14 protein-coding genes and 1 other RNA gene are annotated in these 18629 nt (G+C 69.1%); 7 read left to right on the forward strand and 8 right to left on the reverse strand.

The window, feature by feature from the left end; translation table 11 throughout:
• The first annotated feature begins 24 nt into the window (after positions 1-24).
• The 4 genes from P2Q00_RS13945 (at position 25) to P2Q00_RS13960 (ending at position 3467) form a co-directional block, all read left to right on the forward strand.
• Positions 25-1206, forward strand: coding sequence for a S41 family peptidase (locus P2Q00_RS13945; protein ID WP_275772763.1), 1182 nt, complete (start codon positions 25-27; stop codon positions 1204-1206).
• Between the two features lie 153 nt (positions 1207-1359).
• Complete coding sequence (gene smpB, locus P2Q00_RS13950; protein WP_275773164.1) at positions 1360-1902, forward strand: SsrA-binding protein SmpB; 543 nt, start codon at positions 1360-1362, stop codon at positions 1900-1902.
• 89 nt (positions 1903-1991) lie between these two features.
• Positions 1992-2379, forward strand: a transfer-messenger RNA (tmRNA) gene (gene ssrA, locus P2Q00_RS13955).
• 101 nt (positions 2380-2480) lie between these two features.
• On the forward strand, positions 2481-3467 hold the full coding sequence (locus P2Q00_RS13960) for an extracellular catalytic domain type 1 short-chain-length polyhydroxyalkanoate depolymerase (protein ID WP_275772764.1): 987 nt from the start codon (positions 2481-2483) through the stop codon (positions 3465-3467).
• Here the strand turns inward: P2Q00_RS13960 and P2Q00_RS13965 are convergent.
• The 7 genes from P2Q00_RS13965 to P2Q00_RS13995 all read right to left on the reverse strand — a co-directional run bounded on the left by P2Q00_RS13965 (position 3454) and on the right by P2Q00_RS13995 (position 14180).
• Positions 3454-6384, reverse strand: a complete 2931-nt coding sequence (locus tag P2Q00_RS13965; RefSeq protein WP_275772765.1) for a glycoside hydrolase family 3 protein — start codon at positions 6382-6384, stop codon at positions 3454-3456. The two genes, P2Q00_RS13960 and P2Q00_RS13965, sit on opposite strands and share 14 nt — an antisense overlap.
• A 34-nt stretch (positions 6385-6418) precedes the next feature.
• Positions 6419-7426, reverse strand: a complete 1008-nt coding sequence (locus P2Q00_RS13970) for a LacI family DNA-binding transcriptional regulator (RefSeq protein WP_275772766.1) — start codon at positions 7424-7426, stop codon at positions 6419-6421.
• Positions 7426-9675, reverse strand: a complete 2250-nt coding sequence (gene yicI / locus P2Q00_RS13975; RefSeq protein ID WP_275772767.1) for an alpha-xylosidase — start codon at positions 9673-9675, stop codon at positions 7426-7428. The genes P2Q00_RS13970 and yicI overlap by 1 nt, the downstream gene beginning before the upstream one ends.
• An 11-nt stretch (positions 9676-9686) precedes the next feature.
• On the reverse strand, positions 9687-10511 hold the full coding sequence (locus tag P2Q00_RS13980) for a carbohydrate ABC transporter permease (RefSeq protein ID WP_275772768.1): 825 nt from the start codon (positions 10509-10511) through the stop codon (positions 9687-9689).
• A complete protein-coding gene (locus P2Q00_RS13985; protein ID WP_275772769.1) occupies positions 10508-11467 on the reverse strand; it encodes a carbohydrate ABC transporter permease in 960 nt (319 codons plus the stop codon). The genes P2Q00_RS13980 and P2Q00_RS13985 overlap by 4 nt, the downstream gene beginning before the upstream one ends.
• Positions 11464-12741: an ABC transporter substrate-binding protein gene (locus P2Q00_RS13990; RefSeq protein ID WP_275772770.1), complete on the reverse strand. Its 1278-nt coding sequence runs from the start codon at positions 12739-12741 to the stop codon at positions 11464-11466. Before P2Q00_RS13990 ends, P2Q00_RS13985 begins: the two co-directional genes overlap by 4 nt.
• Positions 12742-12917: 176 nt before the next feature.
• Positions 12918-14180 carry an MFS transporter gene (locus tag P2Q00_RS13995; RefSeq protein ID WP_275772771.1) on the reverse strand — a complete coding sequence of 421 codons (1263 nt, stop codon included), beginning with the start codon at positions 14178-14180 and terminating at the stop codon, positions 12918-12920.
• Positions 14181-14277: 97 nt separating this feature from the next.
• On the opposite strand from P2Q00_RS13995, the gene P2Q00_RS14000 reads away from it, so the two are divergent.
• A complete protein-coding gene (locus P2Q00_RS14000; protein WP_275772772.1) occupies positions 14278-15237 on the forward strand; it encodes a LysR family transcriptional regulator in 960 nt (319 codons plus the stop codon).
• On the opposite strand, the gene P2Q00_RS14005 is transcribed toward P2Q00_RS14000, so the two are convergent.
• Positions 15238-15501: a Scr1 family TA system antitoxin-like transcriptional regulator gene (locus P2Q00_RS14005; protein WP_275773165.1), complete on the reverse strand. Its 264-nt coding sequence runs from the start codon at positions 15499-15501 to the stop codon at positions 15238-15240.
• A gap of 462 nt (positions 15502-15963) precedes the next feature.
• Here P2Q00_RS14005 and P2Q00_RS14010 point away from each other — a divergent pair, with 462 nt between their 5' ends.
• Positions 15964-17343, forward strand: a complete 1380-nt coding sequence (locus tag P2Q00_RS14010) for a nitrate/nitrite transporter (protein WP_275772775.1) — start codon at positions 15964-15966, stop codon at positions 17341-17343.
• A 116-nt stretch (positions 17344-17459) separates the two neighbouring features.
• Complete coding sequence (locus tag P2Q00_RS14015; protein WP_275772777.1) at positions 17460-18620, forward strand: uroporphyrinogen-III synthase; 1161 nt, start codon at positions 17460-17462, stop codon at positions 18618-18620.
• Positions 18621-18629: the final 9 nt, after the last annotated feature.

The raw sequence follows: 18629 nt of genomic DNA on the forward strand, positions 1-18629 counted from the left end.
TCGCGTTGTCCTAGACTCACCGGCATGTCAGGCCGTGACCTGTTCTGCCAGCCCCGCCGCATCCGCCGCGGGGCCGTCCTGACATTGGTCTTCGCGAGCGTGCTCGTGGCCGGTGCGGCGACCGGCTCCTTCTCCGAGGGCGACCGGAAATCCGCGTCCGGCGCGGCCCGTTCGGCCGTGCCCGCCGGTCATCACGAGGACGTGGCCAAGGCCGCCGAGGAGGCCATGGCCGACGGCAAGTCCCCGATGGAGGCCGCCGAGCGCGCGGTCAGCCGCAGCGGGGACCGCTGGGGGGCCGTCTACTCCGAGGGCGAGTACCAGGAGTTCGAGGAGGCCCTCGACGGCCAGTACACCGGCGTCGGCCTGTGGGCCAGGCGCGAGCGGGACGGCCGTATCGAGGTGACCAAGGTGGCCGCCGGCTCGCCCGCGGCCGCCGCCGGGATCCACAAGGGCGACCGGCTGCGCAGCATCGACGGCGAGAAGGTCGACGGGCAGCCCGTCACCGAGGTCGTGTCGTTACTGCGCGGCGACGCCACGGACGCAGCCGCCGGTACGGCGGTGCGGCTCGGTCTGCAGCGCGGCACGCGCGCGTGGATCGAGACCCTGCGCCGCGCCCTTCTGTCCACCGATTCGGTAGCCGTTCGAAAACTCGCCGGCGGGGTCACCGTCATCAGGATCGCCGCGTTCACCAAGGGGTCCGGTGACGTCGTCCGCACCGCTGTACGGCAGGCTCCCGTCGGCGCCGGGGTCATCCTCGACCTGCGCGGCAACTCCGGCGGCCTGGTCACCGAGGCCGTGACCTGCGCCTCCGCCTTTCTCGACGGCGGCCTCGTCGCCACGTACGACGTCCACGGCGAGCAGCAGGCCCTGCACGCCGACGCCGGCGGCGACACCACCAGACCCCTGGTCGCGCTCGTCGACGGCGGCACGATGAGCGCGGCCGAGCTCCTCACCGGGGCCCTGCAGGATCGCGGGCGTGCGGTGGTCGTGGGCTCCCGCACCTTTGGCAAGGGCTCGGTGCAGATGCCTAGCCGGCTGGCTGGGGGGTCGGTCGCCGAGTTGACGGTTGGGCACTATCGCACGCCGGGCGGTCGCAGCGTCGACGGGCGGGGTATCACCCCTGACCTGGATGTCGCGCAGGCCGACTCGACGGTCGCTGTGCAGCGGGCCGAGACCGTGCTCAGTGGTTTGGGCGACGCCGACTGAGTTGCCAGGAGCGGCCGTCGCGCGGCTGCGGCGCCGTCGTGGCTGGTCGCGCAGTTCCCCGCGCCCCTTTAGGGGCGCTGTCCAGCCGCCGGTTAAAGGCTGGCCCACACCCCCCTCCGTAGTGCGAAAATGGACGGCACTATGAGCAAGGGAATGTATGTACCGAAGGAGTCCCAGCCCAAGCAGGGTGGGGCGGCCGCCAAGGCCAGGGACGGTGAGAAGGGCGGCAAGCGCAAGATCGTCGCCCAGAACAAGAAGGCCCGGCACGACTACGCGATCGTCGACACCTACGAGGCCGGGCTCGTGCTGACCGGCACCGAGGTCAAGTCGCTGCGCGAAGGACGGACCTCGCTGACGGACGGCTTCGTCCAGATCGACCGGGGTGAGGCGTGGCTGCACAACGCCCACATCCCGGAGTATCACCAGGGCAGCTGGACCAACCACTCCGCGCGCCGCAAGCGCAAGCTGCTGCTGCACCGCGAGGAGATCGACAAGCTGGAGTCCAAGGCCCAGGAGACGGGTCACACGATCGTGCCCCTCGCGCTGTACTTCAAGGACGGCAGGGCGAAGGCCGAGATCGCCCTTGCGCGAGGCAAGAAGGAGTACGACAAGCGGCAGACCCTGCGGGAGCAGCAGGACCGGCGGGAGTCGGACCGGGCGATCGCGGCGGCGAAGCGCAGGCAGCGGGGCGCGTAGCCGGGAATTGACTGGCATCGTCGGGCGTTGGTCCCGTACGATGGCATCAACACCGGTTGAGCCCGGTGTGAGCATTGAAAACAAAACATGGGGATGATCGGTTTCGACAGCGGCTGTCGAAGCAGGGGAAGCGTGTCGAGGAAGCGGCAATGATCTCGTTAACCATATGTCGCAACCAATAATCGCCAATTCCAAGAGCGATTCCCGCGCCTTCGCCCTCGCTGCCTAATAAGCAGTGAGTGAAGGCCCTTAACGGGTGTCAGCCCGGGGATGTTCCCGACCCGGACCCTGGCATAATCTAGGGGACTAAACCATCGAGCCCGGTCACGGGGTTCGATGGGAAATCAAACAGTGACTGGGCCCGTCGGCGACTTGTTCGCGTGATCGCCGGGGCCGAGAAAATCGCAGCGAACTGCACACGGAGAAGCCCTGATTCTGCACCGTTGGACGCGGGTTCGATTCCCGCCATCTCCACTCATCCCATGTTGAAGAGCCTCTGACCTGCCCAGGTCAGGGGCTCTTTTTATGGTGCCCGACCACATATCCGGGGGTCGTTCACGCTTCTACGGTCCCTCCTCATGACACAGACCAGAGCCGCACGTCACGTCACAGTCCTCGCGACCCTCCTGATCGCCCTGATCGCCGCCCTGCTCACCCCCGGCAGGGCGGCTGCCGTCTCCCTCCAGGAAGTCACCGGGTTCGGATCCAACCCGGGAGCGCTGCGCATGTTCCGCTATGTCCCCGACGGGCTGCCGTCCGGGCGGCCCGTCGTCGTCGCGCTGCACGGGTGCACACAGGACGCCGCCGGGTACGGGGCCGGGAGCGGGTGGATTCAGCTCGCCGATCGATGGGGGTTCTCGGTGGTGCTGCCGCAGCAGAGCACCGCCAACAACTCCGCGTCCTGCTTCGACTGGTTCCAGAGCGGGGACATCGAGCGGGGGCAGGGCGAGGCCGCGAGCGTCGCGCAGATGGTGGACCGGCAGCTCGCCGATGTCGGCGGCGACGCCTCGCGCGTGTATGTCACCGGACTGTCCGCCGGTGGTGGCATGACGGCCGTGATGATGGCGGACTACCCGGAGAAGTTCGCCGCGGGCGGGGTCGTCGCCGGGCTGCCGTACGGGTGTGCGCAGGCCGCCGGGTCGCCGTATGTGTGCATGTATGTCGGGGCCACGCAGACGGCGAAGCAGTGGGGCGACCGGGTGCGGGCGGCCCGGCCCGGGTACGGCGGGCCGTGGCCGACACTCACCGTCTTCCAGGGCAGTGCCGACTACACCGTCAAGCCCGTCAACATGACCGACCTGATGAAGCAGTGGACCGATGTGCACGGGGCCGATCAGACGGCGGACGTGAGTGACACCGTCGCCGGGTATCCGCATCAGATCTACACGGACGGAAGCGGCAGAGCCGTCGTCGAGACGTACAGCATCACCGGCATGGGTCACGGGCAGCCCGTGGACCCCGGCAGCGGCACCACACAGTGCGGGACTGCCGGGGCCTACCTCCTCGATGTGAACCTCTGCGCCGCCTACCGGCTCGGGCTCACCTGGGGGCTCAGCGCAGGGTGAACGTCGACAGGCGTACGTCCTTGCTCAGGACCAGATAGACGTCCGTACGGCCCCTCGCCGCGCCCGACAGCTTCGTGGTCACCGTCGTGTAGTCGTACGGCGACGATGTGCCCGCGAAGTGCGCGGTGCCGGCGAGGGTGCCGGTCGGTGAGCCGAGCCGCACCTCGACCGTGCCGGACGACGTCCCGGCGACGCGTGCACTGAACTCGCCCGTACCCGCCCCCAGTTGGGTGCCTGCGAACTCCAGCCACGCGCCGTCGGAGGCCGCCGACACCGCCGTACCGCTCGCCTTGGACTCGTCGACGAGGTGGACGGCGGAGTAGTCGTCGAAGTTCTCTGCGCGGGTGGCCTTCGACAGGTTCCGCGGCGGGATGGTCTCTCCCTTCACCTGCCAGGTCGCGCGGGCGCGGATGTCCGTGGACGACGAGCCCGCCAGGATGTCGTAAGTGCCGCTCTCCACTGCCCACTTGGAGCGGGTGACATCCCAGTGGGCGAGGTCCGGCTGCCGTAGTTTCAGCTTCACCGTGCGGGTCTCGCCGGGGGCCAGTGAGACGCGCTGGAACGCCTTGAGCTGCTTGAGGGGCTGTTTGTCGCGGGAGGCGCGCTGGTGGGTGTAGAGCTGTACGACCTCGTCGCCGGTGCGGGTGCCCGTGTTCGTGACGGCCACCTCGTAGCCGCCGGCGACGCGCTTCAGGTCGCCGTAGCGGAAGGTCGTGTAGGAGAGGCCGTAGCCGAAGGGATAGAGCGCCTGACCCTTGAAGTACTGGTAGGTGCGGTCGGACTTGATGATGTCGTAGTCGAGGATCGGCGGGAGGTCGGCGTCGGAGCGGTACCAGGTCTGGGTGAGGCGGCCGGACGGGTCGGCGTCGCCGTAGAGGATGTCGGCGAGGGCGTTGCCCGTCTCCTGGCCGGCGTGGGTCGTCCAGAGGATGGCGGGGACCTCCTTCTGGAGGGCGCCGAGGGTGGTCGGGTAACTGTTCTCGACGATCACGACCGTGTGCGGGTTGGCCGCGTGCACCGCCTTGACCAGGGCTTCCTGTGACGGTGCCAGCGCCATGTCCGTGCGGTCGTGGGCCTCGCGGCCGTTGATGGACGGGTCCGAGCCGACCACCACGACGGCCTGGTCCTTGCCCCTGACGGCGGCGACGGCCTCGTCGACACCGCTGCGGACCACGTCCTTCGTGTAGTGGGCCGCCTGGTCCTTGGCGACCAGTCCGAGGGTGCCGTCCGTGCCGGTCGGGCCGAGGTAGACCGGGTTCGACCACCAGGACTCGGCGGTCTCGTAGCCGGCGTAGCGGAGCAGACAGGTGCCGTCGTCCTGACGCTCCAGCTTGAACTGCTGCTGGACGAACCAACCGTTCGGCTGGGTCTGGTCGTTGACGAAGTTCGACCAGTTGTAGCCGACGTACTTGCCGTTCGCCGCGGAGCGCAGGGTCACGATGCCGGAGCCCCAGTCGAATACGTCGAACTGGGCGCCCGTACCGGAATCCGCCGTCTCCTTCAGAGGGGCGCCCGCCGCGCCCGTCCCCGCCGTCACGTACTTGCCCGTCGCCGCGTCCTTCAGGGCGATCCGGTCCACGCCCTCGCTGCTCGTGACCGGGGTGCCGAGCTTCGACTCGATGCCGTCCTTCGGCGTGACCGTGTAGGGGAGCGTGCCGGAGTACCAGTCCGTGTAGAGGGTGTCGGCGAGCGGGCCGACGACGGCGGCACTGCCCGTCTTCTTCAGCGGCAGCGCACTGTCGTTCTTCAGCAGGACCGCAGCCTCGGTCGCCGCCTCGCGGGCCAGCGCGCGATGGGCGGGGCTGTCGATGACGGACGCGTCGATCGAGCCGTACTTCCCGCCGCCCGGGTCGAACTCGCCGAGCCGGACCCGGATGCTCAGCACATCGCCCGCCGCCCTGTCGACGTCCGACTCCTTCAACAGGCCCGTGGACAGTGCCGACTTGATCGCGCTCGTCGTCGGGCCGGAGTCCGTGTCGTTGTCCGTGAAGCTGTCGATGCCGGCCTTCAGTGCCGCCGCGTCCGCCTCCGCCTGGGTGCCGTAGTACTTCTGGCTGCCGACCAGGTTCCCCGGGGCGAAGGCGTCCGTCACATTGAGCAGCCGCTGGGAGGTCCAGTTGCGGACGGTGTCGTCGAGGGCCGGATTCACGGTGTTCGGGCGGCCGTTGACGAGGTTGTACGAGGACATCACGCCCGTCGCCGCATCCGCCTCGATCGCGGGCTCGAAGGCCTGCTCGTCGTACTCCTTCAGCACGCGTGGGCGCAGTTCGGAGGAGGTCGTGTCCCGGCCCGCCTCGTTGTTGTTGGCGAGGAAGTGCTTCAGCGTCGGGGCCGTCTTCAGATGGTCCGGGTCGCCGCCGGTCAGGCCCGTACCGTACGCCGTCGAGATGGAGCCGGTGAGGTACGGGTCCTCGGAGTAGCCCTCCTCGTTGCGGCCCCAGCGCGGGTCGCGCAGCAGGTTCACCACGGGCGCCCACAGATTGAGGCCCCAGCCGGCCGGGCGGGTCTGCTGGAAGCCGCGCGCCTCGTCGCCGACCGCCGAGCCGACCTGCCGGATCAGTGCCGGGTCCCAGGTCGAGGCCAGCCCGACGGCCTGCGGGAAGACGGTGGCCTTGCCGAGCCAGGCGACGCCGTGCAGGGCCTCGGTGCCGGTGCGGAAGGACTGGATGCCGAGGCGGGGGATCGCGGGCTCGTACTGGTGGAGCAGGGAGATCTTCTCGTCGAGGGTGAGGCGGGAGAGCAGGTCGGAGACCCGGGCGGCCGCCGGGAGGGCGGGATTGCGGAAGGGGTACGGCGGGTCGGCGTGTGCCGGGACGGCGGTGGTGCCCAGACCCGCGATCAGGAGCAGGGCCGTCAGCAGCGTGGTTCTCTGTCTTCTTCTCGTGCTTGATCTCGTGCTTCTTCTCTTGCCTTTCATGTCACGGCTCCTTCGGTGAGGACGCTACGGAGATTCAGGCATTGCGCGGTGCCGTGCTCGCCCGCTCCGTCAGCCGGGGCGGCAGCAGCGTCGCCTCCGGTACGGCACTCCCGCCCAGCTTCTTCATCAGAAGCTGCACCGCCCGCTCGCCCACCTCGGCGGACGGGAGGGCGACGGAGCTGACGGGGACGCGGACGGACTCGGCGAGTTCGTCGGGGCAGATGGCGGTGACGGAGAGGTCGCCGGGTACGCGCAGACCCAGCTGCTCGAAGGCGTCGATGAGGGGTTCGAGGACCGGCTCGTTGTGGACGACGACACCGGTCAACGCGGGCTGTTCGCGCAGGAGTTGCTCGGCGACCAGGCGTGCGGCGGCGGGCGAGGCCTCGCAGGGGTGCACCGAGGAGGACAGCCCGCTGCGGTCGGCGGCGGCCGTGAACCCCTGCACCACCCGCTGGGCGAACGCGGTCTGCCGTACGTACACCTCCGGCGGCGACCCGACCAGCGCCACCACCCGGTGGCCGAGCCGCGCCAGATGCTCCACACACGCCTCGCCGGCCGCCTTGAAGTCGAGGTCGATGCAGGTCAGCCCCTCGGAGTCGGCCGGAAAGCCGATCATCACCGACGGCCGCTCCAGCGAGCGCAGCAACGGCAGCCGGGGGTCGTGGAGCTGGACGTCCATCACGATCAGCGCATCGACGAGGGCCGTGTCCGCGACCCTGCGCAGACCGTCGTCGCCCTCCTCCTGGGTGAGGAGCAGGACGTCGTGGTCGTGTCTGCGGGCTGTCGTCACCACCGACACCGCGAACTGCATCACCACCGGGACATGGATGCCGGCCCGTAAGGGGATCACGAGTGCCAGGACGTTCGAGCGACTGCTGGCCAGGGCCCGGGCGCCCGCGTGCGGCCGGTAGCCCAGTTCGCGGATGGCCTCCTCCACCCGCTGCCGGGTCTCCTCGGAGATCGGGCGCTTGCCGCTGAGCGCGTAGGACACGGTGCTGGGGGAGACCCCGGCGTGCCGCGCCACATCGGTGATCTTCACCATCAGCCCAGCTCCAGGGAGAGAAAGCCGGTCCCCGCCGCGGCCCGCGCGGTCCGCTCCCCGGACGCCAGGCTCCAGGCCGCCACCGGATCACTGCACGAGGCCCGCAGCGTGTCCCCCTCGCGTACGACGGTGAAGGTCACGTCCCCGACCGGCACCGTCACCTGCGTGCCCCGCTCCAGGCCGTACGCCCGCAGGGTGACCCCGTCGGCATGGTCGTAGTCGGGCCGGTCCGCCACCGCGCCCACCGGGACGACCGCACCCGGCCGCACCAGCAGGGGCACGCTCAGGAAGCCGTGCCGCTCCCGCACCCAGCGGGGGCCGGTCACCGTGCGCCCGCTGAGGAAATGGGTCCAGGTGCCCTCGGGCACGTAGTAGGACACATCCCCCTCGTCGTCGAAGACCGGCGCCACCAGCAGATCCGGGCCCAGCATGTACTGCCGCTCCAGATGCGCGCACCCCGGATCGTCCGGGAACTCCAGCACCATCGCCCGCATCATCGGCACGCCCTCGGCGCGGGCGGTGCGTGCGGCCTCGTAGAGATACGGCATGAGCTGCAGCTTCAGCCGTGTGAACAACCGCAGCACGTCCACCGACTCCTCGTCGAAGAGCCATGGCACGCGATAGGAGGAGCTGCCGTGCAGACGGCTGTGCGAGGACAGCAGGCCGAAGGCCAGCCAGCGCTTGAACAGGGCGGGTGTCGGGGTGCCCTCGAAGCCGCCGATGTCATGGCTCCAGTAGCCGAAGCCGGACAGGCCGAGGGAGAGGCCGCCGCGCAGCGACTCGGCCATCGACTCGTACGTCGCCTCGCAGTCGCCGCCCCAGTGCACCGGGAACTTCTGGCTGCCCGCGGTCGCCGAGCGCGCGAAGAGGACGGCCTCGCCCTCGCCGCGGTGTTTGCGCAGCACGTCGAAGACGGTGCGGTTGTAGAGATACGTGTAGTAGTTGTGCATCCGCTCCGGGTCGGAGCCGTCGGACCACGCCACGTCGACCGGCACCCGCTCGCCGAAGTCGGTCTTGAAGCAGTCGACGCCCTGCGCGAGCAGCGCCTCCAGCTTGGCCGCGTACCAGTCACGGGCGGCCGGGCTGGTGAAGTCGACCAGCGCCATGCCCGGCTGCCACATGTCCCACTGCCAGACGCTTCCGTCCGGCCGCTTCAGCAGATGGCCGAGCGCCTTGCCCTCCGCGAACAGGGGCGAGCGCTGGGCGATGTACGGGTTGATCCACACGCACACATGCAGGCCGCGCTCCTTGAGCCGGGCCAGCATGCCCTCCGGGTCCGGGAAGACCCGCGGGTCCCACTGGAAGTCGCACCAGTTGAACTCGCGCATCCAGAAGCAGTCGAAGTGGAAGACGGAGAGCGGGAGTTCACGCTCCCGCATGCCGTCGATGAAGGACGTCACCGTCTCCTCGTCGTACGAGGTCGTGAAGGACGTCGACAGCCACAGGCCGAACGACCAGGCGGGCGGCAGCGCCGGGCGGCCGGTGAGGGCCGTGTACTTGCGGAGGATGTCCTTCGGGCTCGGGCCGTAGATGACGTAGTACGTCAACTCCTGTGTCTCTGCGCTGAATTGGACCCGTGAGACCGCCTCGGACCCCACCTCGAAGGACACCTTGCCGGGGTGGTCGACGAAGACGCCGTAGCCCGCGTCCGTGAGGTAGAAGGGGACGTTCTTGTAGGCCTGTTCGGTGGCCGTGCCGCCGTCGGCGTTCCAGATGTCGACGACCTGGCCGTTCTTGACGAGGGGGCCGAAGCGCTCACCGAGGCCGTAGACGGAGGCGCCGACCCCGAGACCCAGCTGTTCCCGCAGGTAGTGCGCCCCTTCCGCAGTCCGCATGATGCCCATGCCCTTGGGGCCGCTGGAGGTGAGGGTGCGGCCGTTCGCGAGGAAGTCGACGTGCCAGGAGCCGGTACGGGCCACTCGGACCGACAGGGCGCCGGAGGCCAGGGTCGCGTGCTCGTCGTCGTACGAGACGTGGGGAGCGAACTCCTGGCCGCTGATGTCGAATTCGGGGCCCCGCGGCTGCTCGCCCTCGAAGTGGGTGAAGGTCAGGCCGATGACGTCGGGCATCGGGGTGTGCGCGCTGATCGTCACGACCGGTCCCTTCAGCAGGTCGCCGCGGTGGCGGATGGGCTGGGTCGGCGCGTGGATCTCCAGCGTCCCGTCCGTGGCGGCGACGTCGAGCACCTCAACGGGGTGGGCCGCGGTGACGCCCTCGCGCAGCAGCCAGTAACCATCGGTGAACTTCACGTGGGGGGTCCTTACTTGACGGCACCCACGGCGATGCCGCGGGTGAGGGTCCGCTGGAAGACGAGGAAGAACACGATCGCCGGGAGGACGCCGAGCAGGGCCGCCGCATTGGTCATCGTGGCGTCCATCAGGCGCTGGCCCTGGAGGACGCCGAGGGCCACCGACACGGTCTGGTTGTCGTTGGAGATCAGCATGACCAGGGGGAGCAGGAACTCGTTCCAGGTCCAGATGAAGAAGAAGACGAGCAGCACACCGATGGTCGGGCGGCTCACCGGGACGACGATCCGCCACAGCACCTGCCACTTGTCGGCACCGTCGATGCGGGCCGCCTCGATGATCTCGCGAGGGAACTGGCCCAGCACGGAGGAGAGCAGATACGTGCCGAAGGCCGCCTGGATCACCGTGAAGACGATGATCACGCTCAGCCTGGTGTCGTACAGGCCGACCTGCTTGCTCAGGTAGTAGATCGGGTAGACCAGCGCCTCCTGCGGCAGCATGTTGGCTAGCACGAAGAAGGCCAGGACCCAGGTGCGGCCCTTGATGCGGCCGATCCCGATCGCGTACGCGTTGAGGACGGAAAGGATCGCCGCAAGCACAGCAACCGACCCGCTGATCAGCACCGAGTTGACCAGCTTCTGCCCGAAGTCGACGCGCTGCCAGAAGCTCTTGAGGCCGTCGAGGTAGAGGCCTTCGGGGAGGCTGAGGGGGCCGTTCTGGGAGTACTCCGTCGGCGACTTGACGGCGTTGACGGCGACGATCAGGAACGGGACGACCATGAAGAGGGCCGCGATGCACAGGGCGATCAGCACCGGGTAGCGGCGCAGGGCAGTCGTCATGCGCGGTCCCCTTCCTCGTCGCGGGCCTGGAGTTTCAGCAGGACCAGGGAGAGCGCCAGGATGATCACCGTGAGGACGGTGGAGATCGCGGCGCCGTAGCCGACCTGGGTCTTCTCGAAGAAGGTGGAGAAGGAGAAGTAGGAGGGGACGTCGGTCGCGCCTCCCGGGCCGCCTTTCGTGAGTACGTACACCGCGCCGAACACCTTGAGCGCGGCGATCGTGCACCAGGTCAGGACGACGTAGATCTCCGGGCGGATCTGCGGCAGCGTGATGTGCCAGAAGCGGCGCCACCAGCCGGCGCCGTCCAGTTCGGCCGCCTCGTACAGCTGCGGGTCGACGCGCTGCAGCCCCGCCATGAAGACGACCAGCGGAAAGCCGATCTGCACCCAGACCATGACCCCCATGACGCTGTACAGCGCGATGTCCGGGTCCCCGAGCCAGTCCTGCTGCCAACTGCCGAGCCCGACCGCCTTCAGCAGTTCGTTGAGGGAGCCGTTGTCGGGGGCGAGGATCCAGCTCCAGACGATGCCGGCGACCGCGATCGGCAGCACCTGCGGGAGATAGAAGCAGGCCCGGAGCACCGCGGCCCATCTGCTGCCGAAGTGCTTGCCGATGTAGTCGAACAGCGCGGCCGCCAGGACGAGACCGATCATCGTCGGTACGGCCGCCATGGCGACGACCATGAACAGGCTGTGCCGGAAGGACGCCCAGAACTCCGAATCGTCCATCAGGTCGCGGTAGTTGGCGAGGCCGGTCCACTTGGGGCTGCCGATGCCCTGCCACTCCGTGAAGCTCACGCCCGTGTTCATCAGGAACGGCACGACGATGACTGCCGTGAAGGCCAGGATGCCGGGGAGCAGGAACAGGGCGTACGAGTCGCGGGTACGGGGGTGGCGCGGGCCGGGGTGCCGGAGCTTGCCGACGGCCCGCGCACCCCGTTCGACGGTCGCCGTCATTTCGTCGGCGCGCCCTTGTCGTACGCCTGCTGCAGTGCGCTGAGGTAGGCGTCCGGTTTCTCGCTGCCCGTCATCAGCTTCTGCGTCTCGGAGACGAGGACGTCGTAGAAGCCGTTCACCGGCCAGTCCGGGTAGAAGGCCAGGCCGTCCCGGCCGCTGAGGGTGTTGAAGTTGTCGATGAGCTGCTTGGACTTCGGGTCGGTGATGGCGGACGTGTCGGCCGCCACCGGGATGCCGCCCTTGTTGCCGAGCAGGTTCTGGATCTTCTTCGACATGGTGATGTCGATGAAGTCGTAGGCGAGGTCCTTGTTCTTGGCGTTCTTGGGGACCACCCAGATGTTTCCGCCGGAGCCGAGGGTCAGGTTCGAGCCGGGCCACAGGGCGGAGTCCCAGTCGAACTTGGCCTCGGTCTGGAAGCGGCCGTACCACCAGCTGCCGGAGAACAGGATCGGCGCCTTGCCCTGGATCCAGGAGACGCCCGCGTCCTCGGCCTTGGTGCTGGTGGACTTCTTGCTGATGTAGCCCTTCTTCAGCCAGTCGGCGAAGGTGTCGGCGGCGTACGTCCAGGCCGCGTCATGGAAGTCGGTCTTGCCCTTGTACAGCTCGTACTTGTCGACCCAGGAGCGATCGGCTTTCGACAGGGCCAGCTGGTAGAGGTACTGCTGGGCCATGTACTCGGCGCCCGCGTTGGCGAGCGGGGTGACGCCCTTGGCGACGAACTTGTCCATGGCGGCGGTCAGTTCGTCGAACGTCTTCGGCTCGGCGATCCCGTACTTCTTGAAGAGGTCCTTGTTGTAGAAGACCATCGTGTACTCGGCGTAGTTCGGGACGCCGTACCACTTGCCGGAGCCCATGACCCCGTTCGTGTCGTACATGCTGGTCGTACGGACGCCCGCGCTGAGCTTCTTGTCCCAGCCGCGCTTGGTGGCCTCGGCGGTCAGATCGGTCAGCAGGCCCTGTTTGGCCAGGGCGCCCGCGGTCGCGTTGCCCTTGTTGTACTCCATGATGTCGGGCACGTCCGAGGAGTTGAGGATCATGGGCGCGGTCTTCTGGATCTGTTCGAAGCCCTTCTCCTCGAACTTCACCTTGACGCCCGGATGCTTCGCCTCGAACTCCTTGATCGCCTCGTTCCAGGCCACGCCCATCGCGCTGTCGGGGCCCTCGTAGTGCCAGAGCTTGAGCGTCTTGGCGTCGGAGGACCCGCCACCGCCCGAGCCGCCGCATGCGCTCACCAGCAGCGATCCACCGAGGATCGCCGCCGCGACCGTCGTCATACGCCTTCGTGCCGTCATACGCCTTCGTGCCGTCAACATCCCGTGCCTCCGCAGGAGTCGGATGGTCGGATGGGTATATCGGGGCGTCATGCGGCGGAGATCGATTCATCGAATCGATTCGATGCATGACGTCGAAGCGCTTCGACGGGCGAAGGTATGTGCGGGCTGTGGGCGCGTCAATGCATCGGACACGAATCGGTACCGGGAGTTCGTGCCGCGAGAGAGATCATCAGCGCGACGGCCGCCGCCGTCACCGGCACCCCGAACCCGGCCGTCGGCGACAGGTGGTCCACCATCCAGCCGCCGGTCGCCGAGCCGCCCGCGATCCCGCCGAGCAGGCCGGTCACCGCGAGGGTCATGCCCTCGTTGAGACGGCCCTCGGGGGTGCGCCGCTGCACCAGCGTCATGGTGGTGACCATGGTCGGGGCGGTCGCCATGCCGGCGATCAGCAGGGCGGCGGCGAGGAACGGGAGCGAGGCGGTGAGGGAGGCGGCGAGGAGGGGGAGGGTGAGCAGGGCCGCCATTGCGGCGATGCACCAGGGGAGGCGGGTGTCGGCGGGACCCGTCGGTCTGAGGGCTCCGTAGAGCAGACCCGCCACGCACGAACCGGCCGCCTGGAGCGCCAGCACGACCCCCGCCGCCGAGCGGTGCCCCTGCGCGTCCGCGAACGCGATCGTCACGACCTCCGTCGAACCGAACACCGCGCCCATGGCCAGACAGACGGCGAGGAGTGGGGGTATGCCGGGTGCGCGGACCGGGGACTTCGCCGCTCTGCGTGCATGTACGGGCGGCTCGGTCGAGCGTTGCGCGGCGAACAGCAGCACGCCGGTCAGCAGCAGCACCGCCCCGACCAGCGTGCCCGCCTCCGGGAAGAACGTCCCGCACAGGAAGGCCGCGAGCACCGGGCCCAGCATGAAGCACAGCTCGTCGGCGGCCTGCTCGAAGGAGTTCGCGGTGTGCAGCGCGCCGTGGTCGCCCTTCAGCAGATGGGCCCAGCGGGCGCGGGACATGCCGCCGGTGTTGGGGGTCGTCGCGGTGGCGGCGTAGGAGGCGAAGAGGGTCCAGGCGGGCGCGCCGAAGTGCACGCACAGCAGAAGGGCGAGGGAGCCGAGCGCCGCGATCGTCGTTGCCGGTACGGCGATCCGGGCCTGCCCGTACCGGTCCACGAGCCGCGCGGTCCACGGGGCCACGGCCGCCGTAGCCGCGAGGCCGGTCGCAGTGACGGCACCGGCGAGTGCGTATGAGCCGCGCGCCCCGGCGATCATCACGACCGCACTCACGCTGAACATGCCCATGGAGAGGCGGGCCAGGAGGTTGGGGAGGGTGAAGGCGAGGGCGCCGGGGGTGGTGAGGAGGCGGCGGTAGGGGCCGGGTGGGCGAGGTGTGCGAGGTGGGTGGTCGGTGGACAACGAGGCTTTCCCGGGAGTCGGTTGCGGCATGGGCACCACCGTCGCCCGTAACCGATCAAGGGGTCCAACACCTTCTCCGTACCGATTCACGCACGTCTGTTGTAAGTGCCTGTTGTAGGTTCGCGGGATGTCCGCGCCCAGCCATCTCGACCCCCGCCTACTCCGCGCCTTCCTCACCGTCGCCGAGGAACTGCATTTCACGCGCGCCGCCGCCCGGCTCTACGTCGCCCAGCAGGCCCTGAGCCGCGATGTACGGCGCCTGGAGCGGGAGTTGGGGGCCGAGCTGTTCGTACGGTCCACTCGCCAGGTGACCCTGACGGCCGACGGCGAGCGGCTGCTGCCGTACGCCCGCCGGGTACTGGAGGCCCAGGACGAGCTGCTCGGCGCCTTCGGCCAGACCCGCCCGCTGCTGGTCGACCTCAACTTCCGTGACGCGGTGACCGCGCGTCGCGTCCTGCACCGGGCGCGTGAACTCGCCCCCGAGCACGAGCTGATGGCGCGGTACGAGAGCGGCCTGACCGGCGCGGCGGAGGAGCTGCTGGCCGGGCGGCTGGACGCGTCGTTCGGGCGGTACGCGGGCTTGGACCCGGTGCTGCGGGGCCGACTGGAGCACCAGCTCGTACGGTACGAGCCGATGGCGGTGGTGCTGCCGGAGGACCATCGGCTGGCGGCGACGGAGGCTGTGCCGCTGGCCGAGCTGGCGGGGGAGACGGTGTACGCGGGGGCCGGGAATCCTCGTACGCCGGAGTGGACGGATCTGGCGCGGTTGCTCTTCGCGGGGCGGGGGATAGAGATCGCGCCGCCCGCTCCGCTGGCCGTGGGGGAGGAGGAGTTCGAGCGGATCATGTCGAAGATGCGGAACCCGATCCTGGCCGTGGTGGACTTTCCGGCCATGCCGGGGAGGGTGCTGCGGCCTTTGACCGAGCCCGTGCCTTTGTCGCCGGTGTCGTTGGTGTGGCGGAAGGGTCTGGCGCATCCGGCGTTTGATGCGCTTCGGCGGGCTGCGGGTGAAGTGGCGGCGGGGGAAGGGTGGTTGAGGTGGCCGGACGGGGGATGGATGCCGGCTGTGGATGTGGAGATGGGCTGATCAGGGGGTGTCCAGCTGAACCGTGTCGAGTTGGGAGACCGGCCCGACCGCGTAGGCGAAGGACTGACCGTTGCTGGGGAAGTGAGGCGAAGTGAAGTGAATGACCCGGATGGTGATGGGGTCCTGTTCGCCCACCTCCAAGAGGTGACCCAATTGCGGGCGCGCGACGTCCGGACCGCCGTACGGCATGCGTAGTGCCGCCTCGTGCAGCAGCGCGGTGCAGGGGAGCGGTGCCGAGCGGCGCAGGACCTCCTGCCGCTTGATGCGGTCAGCTGTAGGCGCGGGCGGGAGTGCGGACGCGGTCGGCGCTCACGGCGCATGATCCCCGCGTGCACGCGTCGCCCAGGGCAAGGTTGCGCACCACGACCGTCCCTGCAGCGTGGCCACCTACACCACCGACTCCCTCCCCTATATACGACGCCTCCGTCGCCGACCTCGACGGCGACGGAGGCGCGGACATCGCCGTCGCCGCCAGCGCGGCCGGGCAGGTCGTCACCTTCACAGGGACCTGTTCGTGCCGCTTCACGGAGACCCATTCGTAATGCGGAGCTCTTCGTAACGTACGGCCGCAGAACCTCTCATCCCCCCTCCCCGCGGGGTGAGAGCAAAGTTCCCTTCCGGTCACCCGGTGGCACAGGCCGGAAACGCTGCCTCCCTACCTTCGGGACTCATCACCGCTCATCTGCCCCCGAGCACGACCGAGCCCCGGAGCACCGTGGAGGCGTCATGACAGCCCCTAGCACAGCCCCCGCACCCAGCAGGGGAGGCCGCTGGATCCAGCAGTGGGATCCCGAGGACGAGACCTTCTGGAACGAGACCGGAGAGAAGATCGCCAAGCGGAACCTGCTCTTCTCCGTCCTCTCCGAGCACATCGGGTTCTCGATCTGGACCCTGTGGTCCGTGCTGGTGCTCTTCATGGGCCCGGAGTACGGGCTCACCCCGGCCGACAAGTTCCTGCTGACCTCGATGGTGACCCTGGTCGGCGCCGTCGTCCGCGTCCCCTACACCTTCGCCGTCGCCCTCTTCGGCGGGCGGAACTGGACGATCATCTCGGCCAGCCTGCTCCTCATCCCGACGGTCGCCGCGTTCGCGGTGATGAAGCCGGGGACCTCCTTCTCCACCTTCCTGGTGGTCGGCCTGCTGGCCGGCATCGGCGGCGGCAACTTCGCCTCCTCCATGACCAACATCAACGCCTTCTTCCCGCTCAAGAAGAAGGGCTGGGCGCTCGGGCTCAACGCGGGCGGCGGCAACATCGGTGTGCCGGTCATCCAGCTGGCCGCCCTCGCGATCATCGGGGCGAGCGGCGGACCGCGTGTCCTGCTCGGGATCTACATCCCGCTCATCCTCGTCGCCGCCGTCCTCGCAGCCCTCTACATGGACAACATCGCGTCCGTGAAGAACGACACCGGCGCCGCCAAGGACGCCGCGAAGGACGCACACACCTGGATCATGTCCTTCCTCTACGTCGGGACGTTCGGATCGTTCATCGGGTACGCCTTCGCCTTCGGTCAGGTGCTCCAGGTCCAGTTCGGGCGTACGCCGCTGCAGGCCGCGTACCTCACCTTCATCGGCCCGCTGCTCGGCTCCCTGATCAGGCCCGTGGGCGGCTGGCTCGCCGACAAGTACGGCGGCGCGAAGATCACCCTCTTCAACTACGTCGGCATGGCCGCCGCGACCGGGGTGCTGGTCTTCGCCAGCATGCAGAAGTCGCTGCCGCTGTTCGTCTCCGTCTTCGTGGTGCTGTTCGTCCTCAGCGGGCTCGGCAACGGGTCGACGTACAAGATGATCCCCGGAATCTTCCAGGCCAAGGCCCTCGCCAAGGGGCTGGAGGGTGAGGAGGCCGCTGCATACGGCCGCCGTCTCTCCGGTGCCTCCATGGGGCTCATCGGCGCGGTGGGTGCGCTCGGCGGTGTCGGTATCAACCTGGCCTTCCGCCAGTCCTTCCTCACCAACGGGTCCGGCACCGGAGCCTTCGTCGTCTTCCTCGCCTTCTACGCCCTCTGCTTCGTGGTGACGTGGGCCGTATACCTTCGCCGCCCGGCCGCAGCGGCGCAGTCCTCGGCCGCCGCGGAGGCAAAGCCGCAGCTCAGCTACGCCGAGGTGTGACGTAACACCAGCGACATGAAGTCGAACCGAGCCTGTCACGCACCGTTGACAGGCTCGTTCGGCATGTAGGTACCGCACTACTGCATGTACGACGACTCGAGTTCGGGACGAGAGCCATGTACGACGAACAGCAGCGACCAGACCCGGGCCGGCAAGGCCCCCTGGCCGGATTCACCGTGGGCGTGACCGCCGCCCGACGGGCCGACGAACTGGGCGCGCTGCTGCAGCGACGGGGAGCCGCCGTCCTGCATGCACCCGCCCTGCGCATCGTGCCGCTCGCCGACGACAGCGAACTGCTGGCGGCGACGAAGGATCTCATCGACCAGGCGCCGGATGTGGTGGTCGCCACGACCGCCATCGGCTTCCGGGGGTGGGTCGAGGCCGCCGACGGGTGGGGGCTCGGCGAGTCGCTCCTCGACCGGCTGCGCCAGGTGGAGCTGCTCGCGCGCGGGCCCAAGGTCAAGGGCGCGATACGGGCCGCCGGGCTGACCGAGGAGTGGTCGCCGTCCAGCGAGTCCATGGCGGAGGTGCTCGACCGGCTCCTGGAGGAGGGCGTGGAGGACCGCCGTATCGCCGTACAGCTGCACGGCGAGCCGCTGCCCGGGTTCGTGGAGGCGCTGCGGGCCGCGGGCGCGGAGGTCGTCGGGGTTCCGGTGTACCGGTGGATGCCGCCGGAGGACATCGGGCCGGTGGACCGGCTGCTGGACGCCGCCGTCTCCCGGGGCCTGGACGCGATCACCTTCACCAGTGCGCCCGCCGCCGCGTCCCTGCTGAACCGGGCCGAGGAACGCGGGCTGCTGCCCGAGCTGCTCGCCGCCCTCCACCACGATGTGCTGCCGGCCTGCGTCGGGCCGGTCACCGCGCTGCCGCTGCAGGCCCATGGTGTCGACACGGTCCAGCCCGAGCGTTTCCGGCTCGGTCCTCTGGTGCAGTTGTTGTGCCAGGAGCTTCCGAACCGGGCGCGGTCCCTGCCCATCGCCGGGCACCGGGTGGAGATCCGCGGCCATGCGGTCCTCGTCGACGGGGACCTCAAGCCGGTACCGCCCGCCGGGATGTCGCTGCTGCGGGCGCTGTCGCGGCGGCCGGGGTGGGTGGTGGCGCGGGCGGAGCTGTTGCGTGCGCTGCCCGGCGCCGGGCGCGATGAGCATGCGGTGGAGACGGCCATGGCTCGGCTGCGGACGGCTTTGGGCGCGCCCAAGTTGATCCAGACGGTGGTGAAGCGGGGGTATCGGCTGGCGTTGGACCCTGCGACTGACGCCAAGTACGCGGACGTGTGACCCCCGGTG

Source organism: Streptomyces coacervatus (assembly GCF_029223485.1).
GTDB lineage: Bacteria > Actinomycetota > Actinomycetes > Streptomycetales > Streptomycetaceae > Streptomyces > Streptomyces coacervatus.

Excerpts from the sequence above, each read along its gene's own strand:
- P2Q00_RS13980 (WP_275772768.1), bottom strand. The coding sequence starts at position 10,511 with ATGACGACTGCCCTGCGCCGCTACCCGGTGCTGATCGCCCTGTGCATC.
- P2Q00_RS14015 (WP_275772777.1), top strand. The coding sequence starts at position 17,460 with ATGTACGACGAACAGCAGCGACCAGACCCGGGCCGGCAAGGCCCCCTG.
- P2Q00_RS14000 (WP_275772772.1), top strand. The coding sequence starts at position 14,278 with ATGTCCGCGCCCAGCCATCTCGACCCCCGCCTACTCCGCGCCTTCCTC.
- P2Q00_RS13965 (WP_275772765.1), bottom strand. The coding sequence starts at position 6,384 with ATGAAAGGCAAGAGAAGAAGCACGAGATCAAGCACGAGAAGAAGACAG.
- P2Q00_RS13995 (WP_275772771.1), bottom strand. The coding sequence starts at position 14,180 with ATGCCGCAACCGACTCCCGGGAAAGCCTCGTTGTCCACCGACCACCCA.
- P2Q00_RS14010 (WP_275772775.1), top strand. The coding sequence starts at position 15,964 with ATGACAGCCCCTAGCACAGCCCCCGCACCCAGCAGGGGAGGCCGCTGG.
- smpB (WP_275773164.1), top strand. The coding sequence starts at position 1,360 with ATGTATGTACCGAAGGAGTCCCAGCCCAAGCAGGGTGGGGCGGCCGCC.
- P2Q00_RS13970 (WP_275772766.1), bottom strand. The coding sequence starts at position 7,426 with ATGGTGAAGATCACCGATGTGGCGCGGCACGCCGGGGTCTCCCCCAGC.
- P2Q00_RS13990 (WP_275772770.1), bottom strand. The coding sequence starts at position 12,741 with ATGACGACGGTCGCGGCGGCGATCCTCGGTGGATCGCTGCTGGTGAGC.
- P2Q00_RS13985 (WP_275772769.1), bottom strand. The coding sequence starts at position 11,467 with ATGACGGCGACCGTCGAACGGGGTGCGCGGGCCGTCGGCAAGCTCCGG.
- P2Q00_RS13945 (WP_275772763.1), top strand. The coding sequence starts at position 25 with ATGTCAGGCCGTGACCTGTTCTGCCAGCCCCGCCGCATCCGCCGCGGG.
- P2Q00_RS13960 (WP_275772764.1), top strand. The coding sequence starts at position 2,481 with ATGACACAGACCAGAGCCGCACGTCACGTCACAGTCCTCGCGACCCTC.